General features: G+C 69.7%; 20 protein-coding genes. 17 read left to right on the top strand and 3 right to left on the bottom strand.

Features of this window, described 5'->3' with window-relative positions; all coding sequences use genetic code 11:
• Positions 1–30: 30 nt before the first annotated feature.
• The 10 genes from murD (at position 31) to ABH940_RS02650 (ending at position 10428) form a co-directional block, all read left to right on the top strand.
• Entirely contained in the window at positions 31–1446 is a 1416-nt protein-coding gene (murD, locus tag ABH940_RS02695; protein WP_370064641.1) for a UDP-N-acetylmuramoyl-L-alanine--D-glutamate ligase, read from the top strand.
• A 251-nt stretch (positions 1447–1697) separates the two neighbouring features.
• A complete protein-coding gene (gene ftsW, locus ABH940_RS02690; RefSeq protein WP_370064639.1) occupies positions 1698–2972 on the top strand; it encodes a putative lipid II flippase FtsW in 1275 nt (424 codons plus the stop codon).
• A gap of 6 nt (positions 2973–2978) precedes the next feature.
• Complete coding sequence (gene murG, locus ABH940_RS02685) at positions 2979–4088, top strand: undecaprenyldiphospho-muramoylpentapeptide beta-N-acetylglucosaminyltransferase (RefSeq protein WP_370104100.1); 1110 nt, start codon at positions 2979–2981, stop codon at positions 4086–4088.
• On the top strand, positions 4081–4863 hold the full coding sequence (locus ABH940_RS02680; RefSeq protein ID WP_370064635.1) for a cell division protein FtsQ/DivIB: 783 nt from the start codon (positions 4081–4083) through the stop codon (positions 4861–4863). The genes murG and ABH940_RS02680 overlap by 8 nt, the downstream gene beginning before the upstream one ends.
• A 294-nt stretch (positions 4864–5157) precedes the next feature.
• Complete coding sequence (gene ftsZ / locus ABH940_RS02675) at positions 5158–6396, top strand: cell division protein FtsZ (protein WP_370064633.1); 1239 nt, start codon at positions 5158–5160, stop codon at positions 6394–6396.
• A 251-nt stretch (positions 6397–6647) separates the two neighbouring features.
• The gene (locus tag ABH940_RS02670) at positions 6648–7400 is read left to right on the top strand and encodes a polyphenol oxidase family protein (protein ID WP_370064631.1); all 753 of its coding nucleotides are present in this window, start codon (positions 6648–6650) and stop codon (positions 7398–7400) included.
• Between the two features lie 5 nt (positions 7401–7405).
• On the top strand, positions 7406–8134 hold the full coding sequence (locus tag ABH940_RS02665) for a YggS family pyridoxal phosphate-dependent enzyme (RefSeq protein WP_370104278.1): 729 nt from the start codon (positions 7406–7408) through the stop codon (positions 8132–8134).
• Between the two features lie 130 nt (positions 8135–8264).
• Complete coding sequence (locus ABH940_RS02660) at positions 8265–8855, top strand: cell division protein SepF (protein ID WP_370104098.1); 591 nt, start codon at positions 8265–8267, stop codon at positions 8853–8855.
• A 27-nt stretch (positions 8856–8882) separates the two neighbouring features.
• On the top strand, positions 8883–9167 hold the full coding sequence (locus tag ABH940_RS02655) for a YggT family protein (RefSeq protein WP_196196143.1): 285 nt from the start codon (positions 8883–8885) through the stop codon (positions 9165–9167).
• A gap of 46 nt (positions 9168–9213) precedes the next feature.
• Positions 9214–10428 (top strand): DivIVA domain-containing protein, encoded by a 1215-nt coding sequence (locus ABH940_RS02650; RefSeq protein ID WP_370064626.1) that lies wholly within the window; start codon positions 9214–9216, stop codon positions 10426–10428.
• A gap of 99 nt (positions 10429–10527) precedes the next feature.
• On the opposite strand, the gene ABH940_RS02645 is transcribed toward ABH940_RS02650, so the two are convergent.
• Both ABH940_RS02645 and ileS read right to left on the bottom strand, forming a co-directional pair.
• Entirely contained in the window at positions 10528–11061 is a 534-nt protein-coding gene (locus tag ABH940_RS02645; RefSeq protein ID WP_370064624.1) for a HutD family protein, read from the bottom strand.
• Between the two features lie 5 nt (positions 11062–11066).
• Positions 11067–14204, bottom strand: coding sequence for an isoleucine--tRNA ligase (gene ileS, locus ABH940_RS02640; protein WP_370104096.1), 3138 nt, complete (start codon positions 14202–14204; stop codon positions 11067–11069).
• Positions 14205–14899: 695 nt separating this feature from the next.
• On the opposite strand from ileS, the gene ABH940_RS02635 reads away from it, so the two are divergent.
• From ABH940_RS02635 to ABH940_RS02610, 6 genes are all read left to right on the top strand, one after another.
• The gene (locus tag ABH940_RS02635) at positions 14900–15361 is read left to right on the top strand and encodes a TraR/DksA family transcriptional regulator (protein ID WP_370064620.1); all 462 of its coding nucleotides are present in this window, start codon (positions 14900–14902) and stop codon (positions 15359–15361) included.
• 163 nt (positions 15362–15524) lie between these two features.
• Entirely contained in the window at positions 15525–16163 is a 639-nt protein-coding gene (lspA, locus tag ABH940_RS02630) for a signal peptidase II (RefSeq protein WP_370065012.1), read from the top strand.
• Positions 16164–16283: 120 nt separating this feature from the next.
• Positions 16284–17222 carry an RluA family pseudouridine synthase gene (locus tag ABH940_RS02625; RefSeq protein WP_370064618.1) on the top strand — a complete coding sequence of 313 codons (939 nt, stop codon included), beginning with the start codon at positions 16284–16286 and terminating at the stop codon, positions 17220–17222.
• 43 nt (positions 17223–17265) lie between these two features.
• Positions 17266–17691 carry a GNAT family N-acetyltransferase gene (locus ABH940_RS02620; RefSeq protein ID WP_370065010.1) on the top strand — a complete coding sequence of 142 codons (426 nt, stop codon included), beginning with the start codon at positions 17266–17268 and terminating at the stop codon, positions 17689–17691.
• Between the two features lie 4 nt (positions 17692–17695).
• A complete protein-coding gene (locus ABH940_RS02615) occupies positions 17696–19285 on the top strand; it encodes a Na+/H+ antiporter (RefSeq protein WP_370064616.1) in 1590 nt (529 codons plus the stop codon).
• 161 nt (positions 19286–19446) lie between these two features.
• Complete coding sequence (locus tag ABH940_RS02610) at positions 19447–20871, top strand: amino acid permease (protein ID WP_370064614.1); 1425 nt, start codon at positions 19447–19449, stop codon at positions 20869–20871.
• 90 nt (positions 20872–20961) lie between these two features.
• Here the strand turns inward: ABH940_RS02610 and ABH940_RS02605 are convergent, their stop codons facing one another.
• Positions 20962–21444 carry an Lrp/AsnC family transcriptional regulator gene (locus ABH940_RS02605; RefSeq protein WP_370104094.1) on the bottom strand — a complete coding sequence of 161 codons (483 nt, stop codon included), beginning with the start codon at positions 21442–21444 and terminating at the stop codon, positions 20962–20964.
• A gap of 149 nt (positions 21445–21593) precedes the next feature.
• Here ABH940_RS02605 and ABH940_RS02600 point away from each other — a divergent pair, with 149 nt between their 5' ends.
• The gene (locus ABH940_RS02600) at positions 21594–22556 is read left to right on the top strand and encodes a DMT family transporter (RefSeq protein WP_370064610.1); all 963 of its coding nucleotides are present in this window, start codon (positions 21594–21596) and stop codon (positions 22554–22556) included.
• Positions 22557–22689 lie beyond the last annotated feature (133 nt).

Here is a 22689-nt window from a genome sequence, read left to right as displayed (position 1 = left end):
TGATCGAGGGAGACTGAGAGTGGTGGGGCGATGAACTGGGAGAAGCTGAGGGTCACTGTCGCGGGGCTGGGTGTCTCCGGCGTACCGGCGGCCAAGGTGCTGCACGGGCTCGGCGCGGTGGTCACCGTCGTCGACGGCGGCGACGGTCCACGTCAGCAGGCCCAGGCCGAGGAGTTGCGCGAGCTGGGCGTCACCGTCCGGCTCGGCGACGGCGACTCGCTCCCGGACGAGACCGAGCTGATCGTCACCGCCCCCGGCTGGCCGCCCTACTCGCCGCTCTTCCAGGCGGCGGAGAAGCTGGACATCCCGGTCTGGGGCGACGTCGAACTCGCCTGGCGGCTCCGTCGTCCGCACCCGGCCACGGGTGAGCCCGCGCCGTGGCTCGCCATCACCGGCACCAACGGCAAGACGACGACCGTGCGCATGCTCGCCTCGATCCTGACCGCGGCGGGCAAGCGGACGGCCGCCGTCGGCAACGTCGGCGTCTCCGTGCTGGACGCGGTGCTGGCCGAGGAGCCGTACGACGTGCTGGCGGTGGAGCTTTCCAGCTACCAGCTGCACTGGGCGCCCAGCGTCCACCCGTACTCGGCGGTCGTCCTCAACATCGCCCCGGACCACCTCGACTGGCACGGCTCGATGGAGGCCTACGCGGCCGACAAGGGCCGGATCTACGAGGGCAACGTCGTCGCCTGCGTCTACAACGTCGCCGACCCCGCGACCGAGCACCTGGTGCGCGAGGCGGAGGTCGAGGAGGGCTGCCGCGCCGTCGGATTCACCCTCGGCACCCCGGCCCTGGCCCAACTCGGCGTCGTCGACGGCCTGCTGGTCGACCGCGCGTTCATCCCCGACCGTCGGCACGCGGCCGCCGAGCTGGCCTCCGTCGAGGACGTCCAGCCGAGCGCCCCGCACAACATCGCCGACGCGCTGGCGGCTGCCGCGCTGGCGCGGGCGTACGGGGTCGAGCCGCGCGCGGTCCGTGACGGCCTGCGGGCCTTCCGCCCGGACGCGCACCGGATCGCCTTTGTCGCGGAGGTGGACGGCGTCGCGTACGTCGACGACTCCAAGGCCACGAACCCGCACGCGGCGGCCGCCTCGCTGGCGGCGTACGAGTCGGTCGTCTGGATCGCGGGCGGCCTCGCCAAGGGCGCGGACATGGACGACCTCGTGGCGGTCGCCGCGTCCCGGCTGCGGGCAGCGGTGTTGATGGGCGCGGACCGCGCCGTCATCCGGCAGGCCCTGGAGCAGCACGCTCCGCACGTCCCGGTCTTCGAACTGCCCGACGGGGTGGTCGGCGCGGCGGCGATGGACGCCGTCGTCAGCGCGGCGGCGGGGTTCGCCGAGAGCGGCGACACGGTGCTGCTTGCACCTGCGTGCGCGTCGATGGACATGTTCACCAACTACGGCGAGCGGGGAGATCTCTTCGCAGCTGCGGTGCACGCACTTTAGGCAAGAGGGACGCTGCACTACCTGGGGGCGCGGGGAACTGCGCGACAAGCCACCCAGGGCAGTTGGTCCTCAATGTGCAGGGCCGTCCACACAGGGTGGTTTCTCGCGCAGTTCCCCGCGCCCCTGACGTTTGCAACTCACCCATGTGCCTTACGCGTCTGCCCTGCTCCGACCCGGTAGGGTCTGTCCTCGTTGATTGACCAGGGGAGAGGACCACCGCAGTGCCACGGACCGGTGTCACGGAGGGGCCGGTGGAGGCGTCCGTCGCCACCTTCCGGTCCTACAGCCGGTTCGGCAGTCTGCAGCGCGCCCTGCACCGCTTCAAGCGGGGCCTGGAGCGGCCGTTGACGCCGTATTACCTGATCCTCGGGTCCTCCGCGCTGATTCTGATCCTCGGTCTGACGATGGTGTTCTCCGCCTCGCAGATCCAGGCGCGCCTGGACGGGCTGCCCTTCGACTACTACTTCAAGAAGCAGCTCATCTCCATCGTGATAGGCGCGGGCCTGATGTACCTGGCCGTCCGCCTGCCCACGAAGTCGATCCGGGCGCTGGCCTACCCGCTGCTGCTCTTCGTCATCGTGCTGCTCTTCGCCGTCATGGTGCCGGGCATCGGCGTCTCCGTGAACGGCAACCGGAACTGGATCCGGCTGGGCGGCTTCTTCCAGATCCAGCCCTCCGAGTTCGCCAAGCTCGCGCTCGTGCTCTGGGCGGCGGATCTGCTCACTCGTAAACAGCAGATGAAGACTCTCAACGAGTGGAAGCACCTGCTGATCCCGCTCGTCCCGGTCGGACTGCTGCTGCTCGCACTCGTCCTCGCGGGCGGCGACATGGGCACGGCCATGATCATCTGCGCCCTGCTCTTCGGCCTGCTGTGGATGGCCGGTGCGCCGACGCGCCTGTTCAGCGCCACCTCGCTGCTCGCGCTGCTGGCCAGCGCGGCCCTCATCATCACCGTGCCGCACCGGCTCAGCCGGCTCTCCTGCATCGGAGCCACCCAGGTCGGCCCGGCCGACTCCTGCTTCCAGGCGGTCCACGGCGTGTGGGCGCTGGCCTCCGGCGGACTGTTCGGGACCGGACTGGGCGCCAGCGTGGAAAAATGGGGTCAACTTCCGGAGCCGCACACCGACTTCATCTTCGCGGTGACCGGTGAAGAACTCGGGCTGGCGGGGACCGTGTCCGTCCTCGTTCTCTTCGCGGCACTAGGGTATGCGGGTATCCGCGTGGCCGTACGCACGAGGGACCCGTTCATCAGGTACGCAGCGGGAGGCGCCACCACCTGGATCATGGCTCAGGCCGTGATCAACATTGGTGCGGTGCTGGGACTACTGCCCATCGCGGGCGTCCCGCTCCCGATGTTCTCCTATGGCGGTTCCGCGTTGCTGCCGACCATGTTCGCGGTCGGCATGCTGCTCTGCTTCGCACGCAGCGAGCCGGCTGCGAAGGCGGCCCTGGCCGCACGGAGCAAGCGCAAGGGAAACAAGCAGGCGCGGCGTCGGTTCCTCCGGCGACCCCACAAGGAGCGGTGAATTTCGGTGCATGTCGTACTCGCCGGCGGTGGCACCGCCGGGCATATCGAGCCCGCACTCGCGTTGGCTGACGCGCTGCGGCGTAACGACCCGACGGTCGGCATCACCGCACTCGGCACCTCGCAGGGCCTGGAGACCAGGCTGGTTCCGGAGCGCGGCTACGAGCTCGCGCTGATCCCCAAGGTCGCGCTTCCGCGCAAGCCCACCGGTGACCTGATCACCCTGCCGGGCCGCCTCCGCAACACCGTCAAGGCGGTGCAGGACGTGCTGGACCGGACCAAGGCCGACGTGGTCGTCGGCTTCGGCGGCTACGTCTCCATGTCCGCCTACTTCGCGGCCAAGCGCAGCGGCGTGCCGATCGTGATCCACGAGGCCAACGCCCGCCCCGGCGTGGCCAACAAGATCGGCTCCCGGTACACCGACTACGTCGCCGTGGCCACGCCGGACAGCAAGTTCCGCGAGGCCCGCTACATCGGCATCCCGCTGCGGCACACCATCGCCACCCTGGACCGCGGCCTGGCCCGTCCGCAGGCGAGGCAGTACTTCGGCCTGGAGCAGAACCTGCCGACGCTGCTGGTCTCCGGCGGCTCGCAGGGCGCACGTCGGCTCAACGAGACGATCCAGACCGTCGCGCCGCGGCTGCAGCAGTACGGCGTGCAGATCCTGCACGCGGTGGGCCCGAAGAACGAGCTGCCGCCCGTCGTCGAGCAGCCGGGCATGCCGCCCTACCGGGTGCTGCCGTACCTGGACCGGATGGATCTCGCCTACGCAGCCGCCGACCTGATGCTCTGCCGGGCCGGCGCGATGACCGTGGCCGAGCTCGCCGCCGTCGGCCTGCCGGGCGCGTTCGTCCCGCTGCCGATCGGCAACGGCGAGCAGCGGCTCAACGCCCAGCCGGTGGTCCGCGCGGGCGGCGGCCTGCTCGTCGACGACGCCGAGCTGACCCCGGAGTGGGTGCTCCAGCAGCTGCTGCCGGTGCTCACCGACCCGCAGCGGCTGTGGCAGATGAGCCAGTCCGCCGCCGAGTTCGGCCGCCGCGACGCGGACCAGCTGCTGGCCCAGATGGTGTACGAGGCCGTCGACGCGCACCGGGGGAGCGGCCGCCGTCGTGACTGACAGCGCGTTGGAGGCCGAGGAGGAGCGGGAGGGCGAGTTCGGCGACGAACGACCGCCTCTCCCGAAGCTGCGGCTGTCGCGACGCGGCATCGCGGTGATCTGCCTGCTGGTCGCCGCGCTGCTCGGCGGCGTGGTCTGGCTGGTCTGGTTCTCCTCGGTCTTCGACGTGCGGACGGTCGGCGTCAGCGGCACCCGGGTGGTGACGGACGGTCAGGTACTCCAGGCCGCCCAGGTCCCGCTGGGCGGCCCGCTGGAGCAGGTGGACACGGGCGCGATCGAGTCGCGCATCGAGAAGGCGCTGCCGCGCGTGGCCCACGCGGACGTGTCCACCTCCTGGCCGCACACGGTCCGTATCGTGGTGACCGAGCGCGTGCCGGTCGCCTCGGTGCGTGCCGCGGACGGGGGCTACACACTGGAGGACGCCGACGGCGTGCAGTTCGCCACGACGGCAAGGCCGTTGCCGGGCGTTCCGGTGGTCCAGCTCGCGCTCGGCGCCGCGGGCAGGGGCGCGCTGGCCGACTTCCCGCAGGCGGTCCTCGTGTCCGGCGCGGTGGAGGTCGCCAAGTCGCTGCCCGCGCCGATCGCCGAGCAGACGCAGCAGGTTGTCGTCCACTCCTACGACGACATCGAACTGACCCTCAGTTCCGGGGCCACGGTCTACTGGGGAAGTCCGGACCAGAGTGCGCGCAAGGCGGTCGTGCTCAACGCCCTGATGAAGCAGGCGTCCAAGGGATACGACGTGAGCGCACCGACAGATCCGGCGCTGCGTTCCTGAGCGTCCGGAACTCAGGTGGGCAGTGAGGGTCTTGACGGGCTGTCGGGATCTCCCTGACCCTTAGTGACCCCCGAGTACGCGCTCGGACCTTTGATCACATAGGCTCACAAGAAAAAAGTTGTTGCTCGGCGTGTCCATTGAACCGGCATGCTCGGAGACCTAGTGTCCTAGTGACACTGGATAATGCAGCAGTGACATAGCATTAACTCTAAACCTAATGTTTAGGGTTCGGGTCGGGAGCGTCGGGAGCACCGCCCCTTCGGTACAGGACATCCGAGGCGAGAGGCCTTCGACGTGGCAGCACCCCAGAACTACCTCGCAGTCATCAAGGTCGTCGGCATCGGCGGCGGTGGCGTGAACGCCATCAACCGGATGATCGAGGTCGGGCTCAAGGGCGTCGAGTTCATCGCGATCAACACCGATGCCCAGGCCCTGCTGATGAGCGACGCCGACGTGAAGCTGGACGTGGGCCGCGAGCTCACCCGGGGCCTCGGCGCCGGAGCCAACCCCGAGGTCGGCCGCAAGGCCGCCGAGGACCACCGCGAGGAGATCGAGGAGGTCCTCAAGGGGGCCGACATGGTCTTCGTGACGGCGGGTGAGGGCGGCGGGACCGGCACGGGTGGCGCACCGGTCGTGGCCAACATCGCCCGTTCGCTCGGCGCACTGACCATCGGTGTCGTGACGCGCCCGTTCACCTTCGAGGGCCGCCGTCGCGCCAACCAGGCGGAGGACGGCATCGCGCAGCTGCGTGAGGAGGTCGACACGCTGATCGTGATCCCGAACGACCGCCTGCTGTCCATCTCGGACCGCCAGGTGAGCGTGCTGGACGCGTTCCGCTCGGCCGACCAGGTGCTGCTCTCCGGTGTCCAGGGCATCACCGACCTGATCACCACGCCGGGTCTGATCAACCTCGACTTCGCCGACGTCAAGTCGGTGATGAGCGGCGCGGGTTCCGCGCTGATGGGCATCGGCTCGGCGCGCGGCGAGGACCGCGCGAAGGCCGCAGCGGTGATGGCGATCTCCTCGCCGCTGCTGGAGGCGTCCATCGACGGTGCGCGCGGCGTGCTGCTCTCCATCTCCGGCGGCTCGGACCTCGGCCTGTTCGAGATCAACGAGTCCGCCCAGCTGGTCAGCGAGGCGGCGCACCCCGAGGCGAACATCATCTTCGGTGCGGTCATCGACGACGCCCTCGGCGACGAGGTCCGTGTCACGGTCATCGCGGCCGGTTTCGACGGCGGCCAGCCGACCCCGATCGTCCGCGAGCCGGTCGTGCGCAGCACGAGCAACGCGGACCGGCCGGCGTCGTCGTCGTCCTCCTCGGGCCCGGAGTTCCGGGTCTCCGGCTCCACGGCGGCGGGCTCGACCGCGACCGGTCGCAGCATGCACACGCTGGGCAGCGTGCCCCGCGCGGAGGACACGCCCCGGCCGACCCCCGAGCCGACCATCCCCCCGGTCCCGCAGCAGGCCCCGCCCCGCCCGCCGTACGTCGACACGACGGCGGAGGAGCTGGACGTGCCGGACTTCCTGAAGTGAGCCTTCGCTCCCGCAGGTAGTTGCACTTTCAGGGGCGCGGGGCTCTGCTGGTTTGCGACTCCGCCGCGTGGGCGCGACAAGCCAGCTCTTTCGCTCCCGCAGGTGGTTGCACTTTCAGGGGTGCGGGGAACTGCGCGACAAGCCACCCAGTGTGGTGAGTCGCTCAGCGAGCAGGGCCATCCGCACAGGGTGGTTGCTCGCGCAGTTCCCCGCGCCCCTGTTTTCGTTCCCGTGTGCCATAAGGTGATCGCATGATCGGCCAGCGGATTGACCTGGGAAATGGTGTGCGGGTCGGGTTCTCCGACCGGTGGGGTGGGGTGAGCCCTGAGCCCTACGCCGAGCTGAATCTCGGTGGTGCCGTCGGGGACGACCCCGTCGCCGTCCGGGAGAACCGGAGGCTCGCCGCAGAGGCGCTGGGCATCGACCCCGCCGGCGTCGTCTGGATGAACCAGGTCCACGGCGCCGAAGGCTTCATCGCCACCGGTCGCCAGCCGGACGGCGAGGCGCCTTCCGTGGACGCCGTTGCCACCCGCGAGCCAGGCCTCGCGCTCGCCGTGCTCACGGCGGACTGCACGCCGATCCTGCTCGCCGACACCCACGTCGGCGTCCTCGGCGCCGGGCACGTCGGACGGCCGGGGCTGGCCAAGGGCGTCGCCGACACCGTCGTCGCGCTGATGCGCGACCTCGGCGCGGAGCGGATCGAGGCCGTCGTCGGGCCGAGCATCTGCGGACGCTGCTACGAAGTGCCGGACTCGCTCCGCGCGGAGGTCGCCGCGGGGACGCCGGAGGCGTACGCGGAGACCAGCTGGGGGACCCCGGCGCTGGACATTCCGGCGGGGGTCCGCGCCCAGCTCGCGCGCCAGGAAGTGACGGTGCGTCAGGTGCCGCACATCTGCACCCTCGAATCCGAGGACCACTTCTCCTACCGTCGGGCGTCCCGTACCGGACGGCTCGCGAGCTACATCTGGCTGGATGCCGACGCGAAGGCGGGTGGCGACAAGTGACAAATCTGACATCTGCGGATCGACTTGCTGAACTCCGATCAAATCTCGCCGCCGTGGAGGCCCGTATCGCCGCGGCCTGCGCCGCCGCCGGGCGTTCCCGTGACGAGGTCACGTTGGTCGTCGTCACCAAGACCTACCCCGCCTCCGACACCCGGCTCCTCGCCGAACTCGGCGTCACCGACGTGGCCGAGAACCGCGATCAGGACGCTGCGCCGAAAGCCGAGGAATGTCGGGATCTACCCCTTGAATGGCATTTCGTCGGCCAATTGCAGACCAACAAAGTCCGTTCGGTTCTCCGCTACGCCGACCGGGTGCATTCCGTGGATCGACTCCGGCTTGTCCAGGCGCTGTCGGCAGAAGTGGTCAAATCCGGACGTTCTGAACTCGGTTGTCTGATCCAGGTGGGTCTGGAATCGGAAACTCCGGAGGGCGCCCACCGTGGCGGAGTCGCACCGAGTGAGGTCGACACCCTGGCCGAATCCGTAGCAGCCGCTCCTGGCTTGCGACTTGACGGTGTGATGGCCGTGGCCCCGCTGGTCGGCCCGTTCGCAGGCGACGCACACGGCGCGTTTCGGCGTCTCGCGGAAATCGCATCCCGCGTACGGGAGGCCCATCCTGCTGCCACGATGGTCTCTGCCGGGATGTCAGGAGACTTGGAAGAGGCCATTGCTGCCGGTGCGACACACGTGCGCGTCGGGACGGCGGTGCTGGGTGCGAGGTCGACGCTCCGGTAACGTCACCGGTTAGAAGATCAGACCGGAAGAACAAATCCGGACAATCAGGAATCTCCCTCGCATGACGGGGGCAGACCGTGGATCGTAGAACCGCCCCGGGCCGATCCACCACAGAGCGGAGGACAGGAGTATGGCCGGCGCGATGCGCAAGATGGCGGTCTACCTCGGTCTCGTGGAGGACGATGGCTACGACGCCCAGGGTTATGACCCTGACGACGACGACTACGGTCCCGAGCCCGAGCCGCTGCGGACCGGACGCACCGAGGAGGTGCCCCGTCCGGCTCCGGCTCCGGCTGCCGCGCCGGTGGCGGCCTCGGCCGTCGTCGCCCCGATGCGGGCCCCCGAACCTCGGATCGCGCCAGTGGCGTCCATCACACCCGAACGTCGACTCGCGGAGAAGAGCGCCCCGGTGATCACGTCCAAGACTGCCTCCGAGCGGGAGCCTTACCGCATCACCACGCTGCACCCGCGAACCTACAACGAGGCCCGTACCATCGGGGAACACTTCCGTGACAGCACCCCTGTGATCATGAATCTCACGGAGATGGACGACACGGACGCCAAGCGCCTCGTAGACTTCGCGGCTGGACTCGTCTTCGGGCTTCACGGCAGCATCGAGCGCGTGACGCAGAAGGTGTTCCTGCTGTCTCCTGCTAACGTCGATGTCACGGCGGAGGACAAGGCACGGATCGCCGAGGGCGGGTTCTTCAACCAGAGCTGACAGACGTGACGGGCGAGGGGAGACACGGTGAGCGTTGTATGGCAGGTGCTGTACATCGTTTTGATGTGTTTCTTCGTCCTGCTCCTGGCGCGGATGGTGATGGACTGGGTCCAGTTCTTCGCTCGCGACTGGCGGCCGGGACGGGCCATGGTCGTCCTGCTCGAAAGCATCTACACCGTCACGGACCCGCCGCTGAAACTACTGCGGCGCTGGATCCATCCGGTACGGATCGGGGGCATGGCCCTGGATCTTGCCTTCATGCTGCTGGTCATCATTGTGTTGATTTTGATCCAGGTCGTGGGGGCGCTGTGACCTACGCAGGTGCCCGGCTGTCCGACGATCACGTTGAGGTGAAGAAATGGCATTGACCCCCGAGGACGTTCGGAACAAGCAGTTCACGACCGTCCGCCTCCGCGAAGGCTATGACGAGGACGAGGTCGACGCCTTCCTCGACGAGGTCGAGGGCGAACTGACGCGTCTCCTTCGCGAGAACGAGGACCTGCGCGCCAAGTTGGCCGCCGCGACCCGCGCTGCCGCGCAGGCCCAGAACCAGCGCAAGGAGCTGCCGCAGCAGGATGCGCCGCATCCTCAGCAGCAGCAGCGCCCGGGCCCGCCCGTTCCCGCCGCCATATCCGGCCCGCCGGTCCCCGGCCAGGGCATGCCGCAGCACATGCAGCAGCAGGGGATGGGCCACCCCGGCCAGCCGCAGCTCCCGGGCGGTCAGCCCGCGCTCCCCGGCGCGCCCCAGCTGCAGGGTGCCCCGCAGCTCCCTGGTGGCCCGCAGCTGCAGCCCGCCCCGCAGATGGGCGGCCCCATGGGCGGCCACACCATCGGTGGCGGTCTGTCCCCGATGCAGCAGATGCAGCAGCCGCAGCAGATGCAGCAGATGATGCCGCAGCAGCAGAACAACGACTCCGCTGCGCGCGTCCTCGCCCTGGCCCAGCAGACCGCCGACCAGGCGATCGCCGAGGCCCGTTCCGAGGCCAACAAGCTCGTCGGCGAGGCCCGCAGCCGCGCCGAGGGTCTGGAGCGCGACGCCCGTGCCAAGGCCGACGCCCTGGAGCGGGACGCGCAGGAGAAGCACCGCGTCGCCATGGGCTCCCTGGAGTCCGCGCGCGCCACGCTGGAGCGCAAGGTCGAGGACCTGCGTGCGTTCGAGCGTGAGTACCGCACCCGCCTGAAGTCCTACCTGGAGACGCAGCTCCGTCAGCTGGAGTCCCAGGCGGACGACAGCCTGGCGCCGCCGCGCACTCCGGCCACGGCCTCGCTCCCGCCGGCTGCTCCCCTGTCCCAGCCCGCGATGAGCCCGGTCGGCGCCTCGCCGATGAGCGCCGGTGGCCCGTCCTTCGGCGGCAACCAGACCTTCGGCGGCAACCAGTCGTTCGGTGGCGGCCAGAACCAGGGCCCGTCCTTCGGCGGCAACGCGTTCCAGCCGGCCGGTGCGTCTGCTTCGCAGCCGACGCCCCCGGCGGCGATGACGCAGCCGATGGCCGCGGTCCGCCCGCAGCCCCCGCTGCAGCAGGCTCCCCAGCCGATGCGCGGGTTCCTGATCGACCAGGACGACGAGAACTAGAGTCTCGCCGCCAAGCGCAAGGCCCCCGCACCGGGAAACCGGTGCGGGGGCCTTTGCTTTGGTTTCTCGCGCAGTTCCCCGCGCAGTTCCCCCCGCCCCTCAGGCAATGGTGACTACGGCCGCCGTACCGTCGACTTCAAGGACGGTGGCGCTGTTGGTGACCAACGCCGCGTCCAGAGGGCCGAGTTGGATGTCGCCGAAGGTCGCACTGCCATCGAAGGCAACCACGAGGACCGTTCCCGACAGTGCGGTCTCCTCCGTCACGAAGGTGACGGTCGCCGAGACCGCGCCGCGGCGGGTCATGACGTTGAAGTCGACGAGCGGGCCGCCCAGCAGACGGCAGTCGGTCTTCGCGTCGCCGCTGAAGTGGAACGGCTGGAACCGCTCCGAGACGATCGTCTCGACCCCGTCGACGGTGAGGGCCATGCCCTCGCCCTGGACGATCGTGATGACACGGTCGATGCCCTCGAAGGTGGAGAACGGGCCGCCGTCCGCGACGTCGGCCAGGCTGACGCGCCAGTCGAACCCGCCCGTCCCCGACGGCGACGACGCGACCTCGCGGGTCACGCCGCCGCCGTTCTTCCAGGGACTGGCCACGCGGTCGGCCGCGCGCAGAACCTGAATGTCCGCCATGGCCGTCAGGCCTTCCGCAGCCAGAACGTGAGGCCGAGCGCCTCGTCGGTGAAGGGCGAGGCGTCCGCCCAGTCCGGCTCGCCCGCGGCGAAGTCGGTGGCGAGGACCTCGTCCGCCAGCAGCGCGCCGTGCGCGGTCAGCGCCTCCGCCGACTCGTCCGTCGAGGCGAGGTAGCGGAGCACGATCCGGTCCGAGACCTCCAGGCCGCTGTTCTTGCGGGCCTCCTGGACCTGGCGGATGGCGTCGCGGGCGACGCCTGCCAGCCGCAGCTCCGGGGTGATGTGCAGGTCGAGCGCGACGGTCGCGCCGGACTCGTTGGCGACGGCCCAGCCCTCGCGCGGGGTCTCGGTGATGATCACCTCGTCCGGCGTGAGCTCGATGGTCTCCTCGCCGACGACCACCGAGGCGGTGCCGGTGGAGCGCAGCGCGGTGGAGAGCGCGGCGGCCTCCGCCGCGGCCACCGCCTTCGCGACGTCCTGGACGCCCTTGCCGAAACGCTTGCCCAGCGCACGGAAGTTGGCCTTCGCCGTGGTGTCGACCAGCGAACCGCCGACCTCGGCCAGCGACTCCAGGGTGGTGACGTTGAGCTCTTCGGCGATCTGCGCGAGCAGTTCCTCCGGCAGTTCCTCGTAACCCTGCGCGGAGACCAGCGCGCGCGACAGCGGCTGGCGGGTCTTGACGCCGGAGTCGGCGCGCGTCGCGCGGCCGAGCTCGACCAGGCGGCGGACCAGCGTCATCTGCCGCGACAGCGCCGGGTCGATCAACGACTCGTCCGCGACCGGCCAGGTCGACAGGTGCACGGACTCCGGGGCGTCGGGGACGACCGGGACGACCAGGTCCTGCCAGACCCGCTCGGTGATGAACGGGGTCAGCGGGGCCATCAGCCGGGTGACCGTCGTCAGCGCCTCGTGCAGCGTGGCAAGTGCGGCGGGCTCGCCCTGCCAGAAGCGGCGACGGCCGCGGCGGACGTACCAGTTGCTGAGGTCGTCGACGAACGCGGAGAGCAACTTGCCCGCCCGCTGGGTGTCGTAGGCCTCCAGCGCCGCATCCACATCGCGGACCAGGGCGTTGAGCTCGCTCAGCACCCACTGGTCCAGCATCGGACGGTCGGCCGGAGCTGGGTCGTTGGCCGAAGGCGCCCAACCGGCGGTCCGGGCGTAGAGGGCCTGGAACGCGACGGTGTTCCAGAAGGTCAGCAGCGTCTTGCGCACGACCTCCTGGATGGTGCCGTGCCCGACGCGCCGCGCGGACCAGGGGGAACCACCAGCGGCCATGAACCAGCGCACCGCGTCCGCGCCGTTGGTGTCCATCAGCTCGATGGGCTCCAGGATGTTGCCCAGGTGCTTGGACATCTTGCGGCCGTCCTCGGCCAGGATGTGCCCCAGGCAGACGACGTTCTCGTACGCGGAGCGGTCGAAGACCAGCGTGCCGACGGCCATCAGCGTGTAGAACCAGCCGCGCGTCTGGTCGATGGCCTCGGAGATGAACTGTGCCGGGTAGCGCTGCTCGAACAACTCCTTGTTCTGCAGCGGGTAGCCGTACTGCGCGAACGGCATGGAGCCCGAGTCGTACCAGGCGTCGATGACCTCGGGCACGCGCACGGCCTGCTTCGCGCAGGTCGGGCAGGCGAAGGTGACGTCGTCGATGAACGGACGGTGCGGGTCGAGGTCGCTCTGGTCGCTGCCGGTCAGCTCGGAGAGCTCGGCCAGCGAGCCGACGCAGGTGAGGTGGTCGTCCTCGCAACGCCAGATCGGCAGCGGGGTGCCCCAGTAGCGGTTGCGGCTCAGCGCCCAGTCGATGTTGTTGTTGAGCCAGTCGCCGAAGCGGCCGTACTTCACCGTCTCCGGGTGCCAGTTGGTGCGCTCGTTCTCGCGCAGCATGGCGTCCTTGACGGCGGTGGTGCGCACGTACCAGGACGGCTGCGCGTAGTAGAGCAGCGCGGTGTGGCAGCGCCAGCAGTGCGGGTAGCTGTGCTCGTACGGGACGTGGCGGAAGAGCAGGCCGCGGTCCTGGAGGTCCTTGGTCAGCGCCTCGTCGGCCTTCTTGAAGAAGACGCCGCCGACCAGCGGCACGCTCTCCTCGAAGGTGCCGTCGGCGCGGACCGGATTGACCATCGGCAGACCGTAGTTGCGGCAGGTCGCGAGGTCGTCGGCGCCGAACGCCGGGGCCTGGTGGACCAGACCCGTGCCGTCCTCGGTGGTGACGTACTCGGCGTTGACGACGAAGTGCGCCTCACCGTCGACGTCCACGAGGGAGAACGGCCGCTGGTAGGTCCAGCGCTCCATCTCCTTGCCGGTGAAGCGCTCGCCCGTGGTGGTCCAGCCTTCGCCCAGCGACTTCTCGACCAGCGGCTCGGCGACGACGACACGCTCGTTGCCGTCGGTGGCGACGACGTAGGTCACCTCGGGGTGGGCGGCGACGGCGACGTTTGAGACCAGCGTCCACGGCGTCGTCGTCCAGACCAGCAGCGAGGCCTTGCCTGCCAACGGGCCGCCGGTCAGCGGGAAGCGGACGTAGACGGAGGGGTCGACGACCGTCTCGTAGCCCTGGGCCAGCTCGTGGTCGGAGAGGCCGGTGCCGCAGCGCGGGCACCACGGCGCGACGCGGAAGTCCTGCACCAGCAGGCCCTTGTCGAAGATCTGCTTCAGCGACCACCACACGGACTGGATGTAGTCCGGGTCCATGGTGCGGTACGCGTCGTCCAGGTCGACCCAGTAGCCCATGCGCTGGGTCAGTCGGGTGAAGGCGTCGGTGTGCCGGGTCACCGACTCGCGGCACTTGGCGTTGAACTCGGCGATGCCGTAGGCCTCGATGTCCTGCTTGCCGGAGAAGCCGAGCTCCTTCTCGACGGCCAGCTCGACGGGCAGGCCGTGGCAGTCCCAGCCGGCCTTGCGGGCGACGTGGTAGCCCTTCATGGTCCGGAAGCGCGGGAAGACGTCCTTGAAGACGCGGGCCTCGATGTGGTGCGCGCCGGGCATGCCGTTGGCGGTCGGCGGGCCCTCGTAGAAGACCCACTCCGGGCGGCCCTCGGACTGTTCCAGGCTCCGCTGGAAGATCTTGTGGTCCTGCCAGAAGGAGAGGATCTGGTGCTCGAGCGCGGGCAGGTCGACTTGGGCGGGTACGGCGCGGTACTGCGCGGTCATGCTTCCTCCGGCGGAACGGTCGATCTCCGACGGAGGGACGAGACGCCTGCGCGCCCCGCGGTACCACCCTCCTTGGCCGCGCCGGACGCCGTCCGACGTCGTGCGGCCCCCTCATTGGGGTCAGCGGCCGGCTTTACTCGGCGAGCGTCACCACCCGGGCATCACCCGGAATGACGTGCTGCCTTTCCTCCGGCGGCTCCGGGGTGATCTTCCCGCTGCGCACACCCCCGGGCTTCCACCGTCCCCGGGTCTCTCGTGGCTGCGTGCGGCGGTACTCGTCCCCATCCACGCCTTGCTGCAGCCCAGTCTATAGGGATCGGAGCCGGGATTTCGCGCGTATTCCGCGCGGCGGGGCGTGCGCCCCCGACAGAGTGACGCGCCGGTAACGAACACGCATGGCGATTAGCGGGTCACGTTCTGGGCACAACTTCCTTCGTCCACTCGTCTCAGTAGTTGCACAGCGGGATGCGCAGCAGGGATGCACGACGGAGTTCCGCTGGTGCAGCCGGACGAGTGGTGGGGCAAACTCCGGTATGTCCCGTTGTGATGGCATTCGCCACGCATTATCGTTCCGGCACCAAGACAGCCGGCCAGTCATGCACGAAGGGGTCGAGGGAATGGCGGACAAGGCAAGGAGCGGAGCAGGCGCGCGTCGCCGCGCCGGAGTGTCCGTGGGCGACCCGGGGGAGAGCATCGTGACGCGCAACAAGACCACGGCTGCTGCCCGGACCCACCAGGCCACAGGCGCTCGTCTGGACCCGGCCTCCCTCCCGGTCCGCCCGGGAGAGGACCCGTGGACCGCCGAGGAGGTCCTCGAGCTGCAGAAGGAGCTCGACGCCGAGGCGGCCGAGCTGCGCGCCGAGATCACCACCTCGGAGGAGGCTGTCAGCGGCCTGATGCGCGACTCCGGCGACGGCGCGGGCGACGACCAGGTGGACGCGGGCACCAAGAACATCTCGCGCGAGCACGAACTGTCCCTGGCCGCCAACGCCCGGGACATGCTGGCGCAGACCGAGCGGGCGCTGCTGCGCATCGCCAGCGCCTCGTTCGGGCTCTGCGAGTCCTGCGGCAAGGCGATCGGCAAGGCCCGGGTGCAGGCCTTCCCGCGCGCCACGCTCTGTGTGGAGTGCAAGCAGAAGCAGGAACGCCGGTACTGAGCACGACGCCGGTACCGAGTACTGAGCCGGTTTCGGACGGCTTCCGACGGTTTCCGGCAGCCTCCGACAGCGCAAAACCGGCGCGGCCCGTGCCACGTCTGGACGGCTCAGTGCCGTACCCTCGACGGCGAAAGCCTCACTGGATCACGGTCACGCGGAGCGCATCATCAGTACCCACGGTCACCAGAACACCGAGGCCGACGTTCCCGCAGCCGTCGAGTCCGAGGCTGCAGCGTCCGAGGCTGCGGGGTCCGAAAGCACGGAGGCCACCGATTCGGCCGAGTCGGCCGAATCGGTTGCGGCGGCGAAGCCCAGGAAGCGCCGGATCGGCATCCTGCTCGCGGTCGCCCTGCTGGCCTACCTGCTCGACCTGGGTAGCAAGCTGCTGGTCGTGGCCAAGCTGGAGCACCAGAACGCCATCCAGCTGATCGGCGACTGGGTGCAGCTCGACGTGATCCGGAACGCCGGTGCCGCCTTCGGCATGGGACAGGCGATGACCATCGTCTTCACCCTGATCGCGGCCACCGTCATCGTGGTGATCATCCGTCTGGCCCGCAAGCTCTACAGCCTGCCGTGGGCCGTCGCGCTCGGCCTCCTGCTGGGCGGGGCCTTCGGCAACCTGACCGACCGGATCTTCCGCTCGCCGGGTCTCTTCCGGGGCGAGGTCGTCGACTTCATCTCGGTCAAGCACTTCGCCGTCTTCAACCTGGCCGACTCGGCCATCGTCTGCGGCGGAATCCTGGTCGTGCTGCTCTCCTTCCTGGGCACCAACCCGGACGGCAGCGTCCAGCGCGACAAGTAGCGCCATGTAGCGACATGGAGACCGAACGAAGCGGGAACGAAGCAGCCGGAACGACGAAGCGCCCTGCCGCTGTCCACGGCCGGGCGGGGGCACGGTCCGCGGTCCGGCATACTCATTACGGTGAGCACCGTTCCCCAGATCCGCGCCCTGCCCGTGCCCGACGGCCTGGAAGGAGAGCGCGTCGACGCCGCCATCGCCCGGATGCTCGGCTTCTCCCGCACCAAGGCTGCCGAGCTGGCCGCCGAGGGCAAGGTCACCATGGACGGCGCGGTCGTCGGCAAGTCCGACCGCGTGACCGCAGGATCCTGGCTCGAGGTCGAGATCCCCGCTCCGCCCGCGCCGGTGCAGATCGTGGCCGAGAAGATCGACGACATGAAGATCGTCTACGACGACGAGCACTTCGTCCTGGTCGACAAGCCCGTCGGCGTCGCCGCGCACCCGAGCCCGGGCTGGACCGGGCCCACCGTGATCGGCGGTCTGGCCGGAGCCGGCTACCGGATCTCCACCTCCGGCGCGGCCGAGCGCCAGGGCGTGGTCCACCGCCTCGACGTCGGCACCTCCGGACTGATGGTCGTCGCCAAGTCCGAGCACGCCTACACCTCGCTCAAGCAGCAGTTCCGCGACCGGGTCCCGGAGAAGCGCTACAACGCCCTGGTCCAGGGCCACCCGGACCCCATGTCCGGCACCATCGACGCGCCGATCGACCGCCACCCCAGCCACGACTGGAAGTGGGCCGTGGTCGCGGACGGCAAGCCCTCGGTCACCCACTACGACCTGATCGAGGCCTACCGCGCCGCGTCGCTGCTCGACATCAAGCTGGAGACCGGACGCACCCACCAGATCCGGGTGCACATGTCCGCGCTGCGGCACCCCTGCGTCGGCGACATCACCTACGGCGCCGACCCGACCCTGGCCAAGCGCCTCGGCCTGTCCCGCCAGTGGCTGCACGCGGTCTCGCTCGGGTTCGAGCACCCGGGGACCGGCGAGTGGGTCGAGTTCACCAGCGACTACCCGGCGGACCTCGCCCACGCCCTGGAGATCATCAGTGCGGAGAGCTGAGACACACGAGGACGTGGTGATCACCGTAGCGACCGAGGCCGACATGGCCGACGTCCGCGCGGTCCGCCTCGAGGTCTTCGTCGAGGAGCAGAACGTCCCCGTGGAGCTGGAGTACGACGAGCTCGACGCCACCTCCGTCCACCTGCTGGCGCGCACCGCCGACGGCACACCGGTCGGCACCGGACGGCTGATCCACGGCGCGGAGGCCCTGGCCGAGACCGGCCGCGACGGCGTTGTCCTGTTGGGCCGGCTCGCGGTCAGCAAGCGCGTCCGCGGCACCGGCCTGGGTGCCGCGCTGGTTCGCGCGATCGAGGACGCGGGCCGTGAGCGAGGGGGCGTGGAGCTGGAGTTGCACGCACAGGTCGCTGCCCTCGGGTTCTATGAGAAGCTCGGGTATGTCGCTTTTGGCGACGTGTATCCGGATGCTGGCATTCCGCACCGGAGTATGACGAAACGTCTGGCAAGATAGCCGTGTGGCGCAACTGATCCTTCTCTTCACGGTCTTCCTCTGCGCCATCATCACCACCCCGCTCGCCGAGCGGATCCGGGTCCCGCAGCCCGTACTGATGACCATCATCGGCTTCGTGCTGGCCGTGCTGCCGTTCGTCCCGAACGTCAGTCTGGAGCCCGACCTGATCCTGCCGTTGGTGCTGCCACCGCTCATCTATGCGGCGGCGCAGCGCTCCACCACGCGCTACTTCCGGCAGAACTACCGGGTCATCCTGCTGCTCGCGGTCGCGCTTGTGGTGGTCACCACAGTGGCGGTCGCGGCAGCCATGCACTTCATCACCCCGGTGATGCCGGTCGCCGCGGCGGTCGCGCTCGGCGCGCTGATCTCCCCGCCTGACCCGATCGCGGCCGGGGCGGTCGCCCAGAGCGTCGGACTGCCGCGCCGGCTGATGGGCATTCTGGAGACCGAGGGCCTCTTCAACGACGTCACCGCACTGGTCGTCTACGGTCTGGCCATCGAGGCCGTGGTCTCCGGGGAGTTCTCCACGCCGGAGGCGGTGTGGCGGCTGCTGCTCTCGGCGGTGCTCGCCGTCGTCTTCGGCATCGGCATCGGCTGGCTGAGCGGCAAGGCGATGGGGCTCCTCAGCGACGCCACGCTGCAGGTGGCGCTCAGCATGCTGGTGCCGTTCGCGGCCTACGTGTTGGCCGACCGCCTGCACGGCTCCGGCGTGCTGGCGGTGCTGGTCTGCTCGCTCTGGATCAACGACCATGCGGTCGGCGCGGACGACGTCAGCTTCCGGCTTGTCGGCTCGGCCTTCTGGGACGTGGTCGAGCTGCTGATCTCCGGCATCGCCTTCGGGCTGATCGGGCTGGAGTGGTCCAGCGTGCTGAAGGAGGTCGGCAGCGGCTGGCCCTCGATGCTGGGCGACGCGGCGCTGGTCATCGTGGTCGTGGTCGGAGTCCGGCTGATCTGGCTGCTGCCGGGGGCCTGGTTCACGGCCTGGCTGGACCGACGGATGGGCCGCCGCGAGGACGCCGCTCCGCTCGGCTGGCGCGAGTCGGTGGTGCTGTGGTGGTCGGGCATGCGCGGGGTGGCCTCGGTCGCGCTGGCGCTGGCCGTCCCGTTCACCGTGCACGGCGGGAAGGAGTTCCCGCTGCGCAACGAGATCGTCTTCATCGCCTTCTCGGTGGTCATCTTCACCCTGCTCTTCCAGGGCATGACGCTGCCGCTGGTGGTCCGTTGGCTCGGCCTGGGCCGTGACCAGGATGCCGAGGACCACGAGGAGCGCCGCCTCTGGTACCGGGCCAGCCGCGCCGGACTGATGCGGCTCAAGGAGCTCTCCCAGGCCGAGGACCTGCCCGAGGAGCTGGTCGACCGGCTGAAGCAGCGTCAGATCGACCGCCTGGCACGCAGTCGTCCCGACATCTACGACGACCAGCAGCGCGAGGGGTGGAAGCGCCGGGTCCGCGTCGTCAAGGCGCTCCGCCATGCCGAGGGCGAGATGCTCGCCGCCTCCCGCGAGGAGATGCAGGTCGCCCGGATGGAACCGGGCGCGGACCCGGAGCTGGTCGACCGCGTCATCCGCCAACTCGACCTGCGCAGCGAGCGTTGACCCCACCCGAGAGCCACTTGACCTTCCCGACCCGCCTGTCCCGCCTGTCCCGCTGAGCCCGCCGGAGCCGAACTGACCCACCCTGCCCCTGGCACCACCTGAGTCCCGTCAGCCTGCCCGCGACGGGACAACCGCAACTCACCTTGAAAGGCCGCACCGAAGTGACCAACGAAGCCACCACCCCGGCGGTCCAGCAACTGAACGGCACGATCGATCTGGACGACTCCGGCGACACCGGTTATGCGAAGACGCTGGCGCCGCGTCATATCAGCATGATCGCCATCGGCGGCGCGATCGGCACCGGCCTCTTCCTCGGTGCGGGCGGCAGGCTGGCCATCGCCGGGCCGTCCCTGGCGATCTCCTACGCGATCGCGGGCGTCTTCGCCTTCCTGGTCGTGCGCGCCCTGGGGGAGCTGGTGCTGTACCGGCCCTCGTCCGGCTCGTTCGTCAGCTACGCGCGGGAGTTCCTCGGCGAGAAGGGCGCCTACGTCGCCGGCTGGATGTACGTGCTCAACTGGGCGACGACCGGTATGGCGGATATCACCGCCGTCGCGCTCTACGTGCACTACTGGGGCGCGTTCAGCTCCGTGCCCCAGTGGCTGCTCGCCCTGATCGCGTTGGCCGTCGTCGTCTCGATCAATCTGATCTCGGTGCGGCTCTTCGGCGAGATGGAGTTCTGGTTCGCGATCATCAAGGTCGCGGCGATCGTGCTCTTCCTGATCGTGGGCATCGTGCTGTTGGCCACGCAGCACAAGATCGGCGGGCAGACGCCCGGTCTCCACATGATCAGCGACAACGGCGGCTGGTTTCCGCACGGTGTGGCGCAGATGATCATCGTGCTCCAGGGCGTGGTCTTCGCCTACGCGGCCATCGAGATGGTCGGCATCACGGCCGGCGAGACGGCCGAACCGGCGAAGGTGGTGCCGAAGGCGATCAACTCGATCACCTGGCGTATCGCGCTCTTCTATGTGGGCTCGGTGGTGCTCCTGGTGATGCTGCTGCCGTGGTCGGCCTACCACGCGGGCGAGAGCCCGTTCGTCACGGTCTTCTCCAAGATGGGCGTCCCGGCCATCGGCGGCATCATGAACGCGGTCGTGCTGACGGCGGCGATGTCCAGCCTCAACTCCGGTCTGTACTCCACCGGTCGCATCCTGCGCTCGCTCTCCGCTGCCGGTTCCGCGCCCAAGTTCACCGGCACGATGAGCGCTCGGGCGGTCCCCTACGGCGGCATTCTCTTCACGGCGGGCTTCGCCCTGATCGGCGTCGTTCTCAACGCCTGGCTGCCGGGCGAGGCCTTCGACATCGTGGTCAACATCGCCTCGCTGGGCGTGATCTCCACCTGGGTCATGATCATGATCTGCCACGCCCTCTTCGTCCGCCGCGCCAAGGCGGGCCACGCCCAACGCCCGTCCTACCGCCTCGGCGGCTCGCCCTGGGTCGAGATCGTCACGATCGCCTTCCTGGTCTTCGTGGTCGTCGAGATGGGCGCCCAGGGCGGCAGCGTCGGCCGCTGGACCGTCCTCCTCATCATCCCGGTCGCGGCGGCCCTCACCATCGGCTGGTACGCGATCAGGCGCCGCGCCTGACGCACCGTCAACGCCTGCTGAAGCCCCGTCCCGTCCGCTCTGGTTCGCCCAGGGCCGGGGCGGGGCTTCGGCGTTGGAGGGCCTCCGGGTTCAATCCGCCGTCGGCGTGCGGGAGGGGACCGGCTGCGGGAAGACGCGGGTGTGCTTGACGCTGCCGAAGGCGAACTCGGACTCGATGGAGGCGATGCCCGGGATCGCGTGCAGGCGGGTGCGGACCAGGCGTTCGTACGCCTGGAGGTCCTCGACGACGATGCGGAGGAGGTAGTCGGTGCTGCCCGCCATCAGGTAGCAGTCCTGGATGTGGTCGATCAGCTGGACGTGCTCCTCGAAGGCCTCGACGCTCGCCGCGGTGTGGCGTTCCAGCCGGATCCGGACGAAGGCGGTGACCGGCAGGCCGAAGACGGACTGGTCGACCAGGGCCGTGTAGCCCTCGATCACCCCCGACTCCTCGAGCCGGCGCACGCGGCGCAGGCAGGGGGAGGGGGAGAGCCGGACGCGGTCGGCGAGCTCCTGGTTGGTCAGGCGGCCGTCCTGTTGCAGCTCGCGGATGATCGCCCGGTCGACGGTGTCCATGGGGTTCGTGCCTCCTCGGGGCAGGTCCTGTAGCAGATTCTGCCTCTTGGCAGGTCTCTGGAGACATTTTTAGCAATCGCATGCCCCGCTTGTCGCCATAGCATTGCCGATGTTCCCATAGCTTCGGCATCCAGTGGAGTCGTGCCGTTTTGTCTCTCACCACCACCCCGGCCGTCCCCACTGTCGATGCCTCGGCCCCGCGCCCCGCCGGGCGGCGGGTGGCCGATCCGCTCGGCGTCACCGCGTTGGTGGCGACGGTCTGCCTCTGGAGCGCGTTCGCGCTCAGCGACCGGGCGTTGGCCTCGTCCACGCTGCGACCGGCGGACGCGGCGCTGATCCGCTTCGGACTCCCGGCGCTGGTGTTCGCGCCGGCGTTGTGGCGTCGCCGCGCGCAGTTCACGCGGGCGGCGGGCCTGCGCTGGGCGCCCGTCGCGAAGATCGTCCTCGGTGGCGGCGTCCCGTTCTATCTGGCGGTGACCTGCGGTGGAGCGCTCACCTCGGCGGCGTTCGTCGGCGCGCTGGTGCCGGGCATGGTCCCGCTCTTCGTCGCCGCGCTGGCCGCCCGCAGCGGGCGAGTCCCGCGCGGGTTGCAGGGCGCGGGCCTTGCGCTCATCGGCCTGGGCGCACTCGCCCTGGTCGGGCCGGACCTGGTGGGCGGCGGTGGCCAGACCCTCGGCGGGGTCGGCCTGTTGCTGCTCGCCAGCGGGCTCTGGGCCGTCTACACCGTGGGGCTCCGGGAGATCTCGCTCGACCCCGTAGCGTCGATGGGCCTGCTCTGCGTCCCGACCGTCGTTGTCATCGCGCTGCTGGCCCTGGCCGGCGTGCTGCCTAGCACGCTGCTCACCCAGGCCTCCCACGCCGCCCCGCGCGACGTGCTCGTCTTCCTGCTCGTCCAGGGCATCGGCACGGGCATCTGCTCCGGCCTCTTCTACGCCACCGCGATCCGCCGCCTCGGCCCCGAACGCTGCACCACCGTCGGCAGCCTCAGCCCCGTCCTGACGGCCGCAGCCGCCGTCCCCCTGCTCGGCGAGCCGCTGACCCTGCCCGTCCTCGTCGGCACGGCGCTCGTCGCGGCGGGTGTGATGCTCGCGAACCGACGGACCGTCAGATGAAGCGCTTCGTCCCGAGCGTGAAGCCGAGGGGCTCGGGCAGGTCGATGGGCTTGCCGAAGCTCGCGCGGGTGGCAGTCTGGTAGTCGCCGTGCTCCGGGTTCGTGAACAGGGTGCCCTTGCCTTCGCTCAGTTC

The organism is Streptacidiphilus sp. BW17 (genome assembly GCF_041262485.1).
GTDB lineage: Bacteria > Actinomycetota > Actinomycetes > Streptomycetales > Streptomycetaceae > Streptacidiphilus.
Note: the sequence above shows the minus strand (reverse complement) of the source record. Positions and strands in the feature narration are given on the sequence as shown.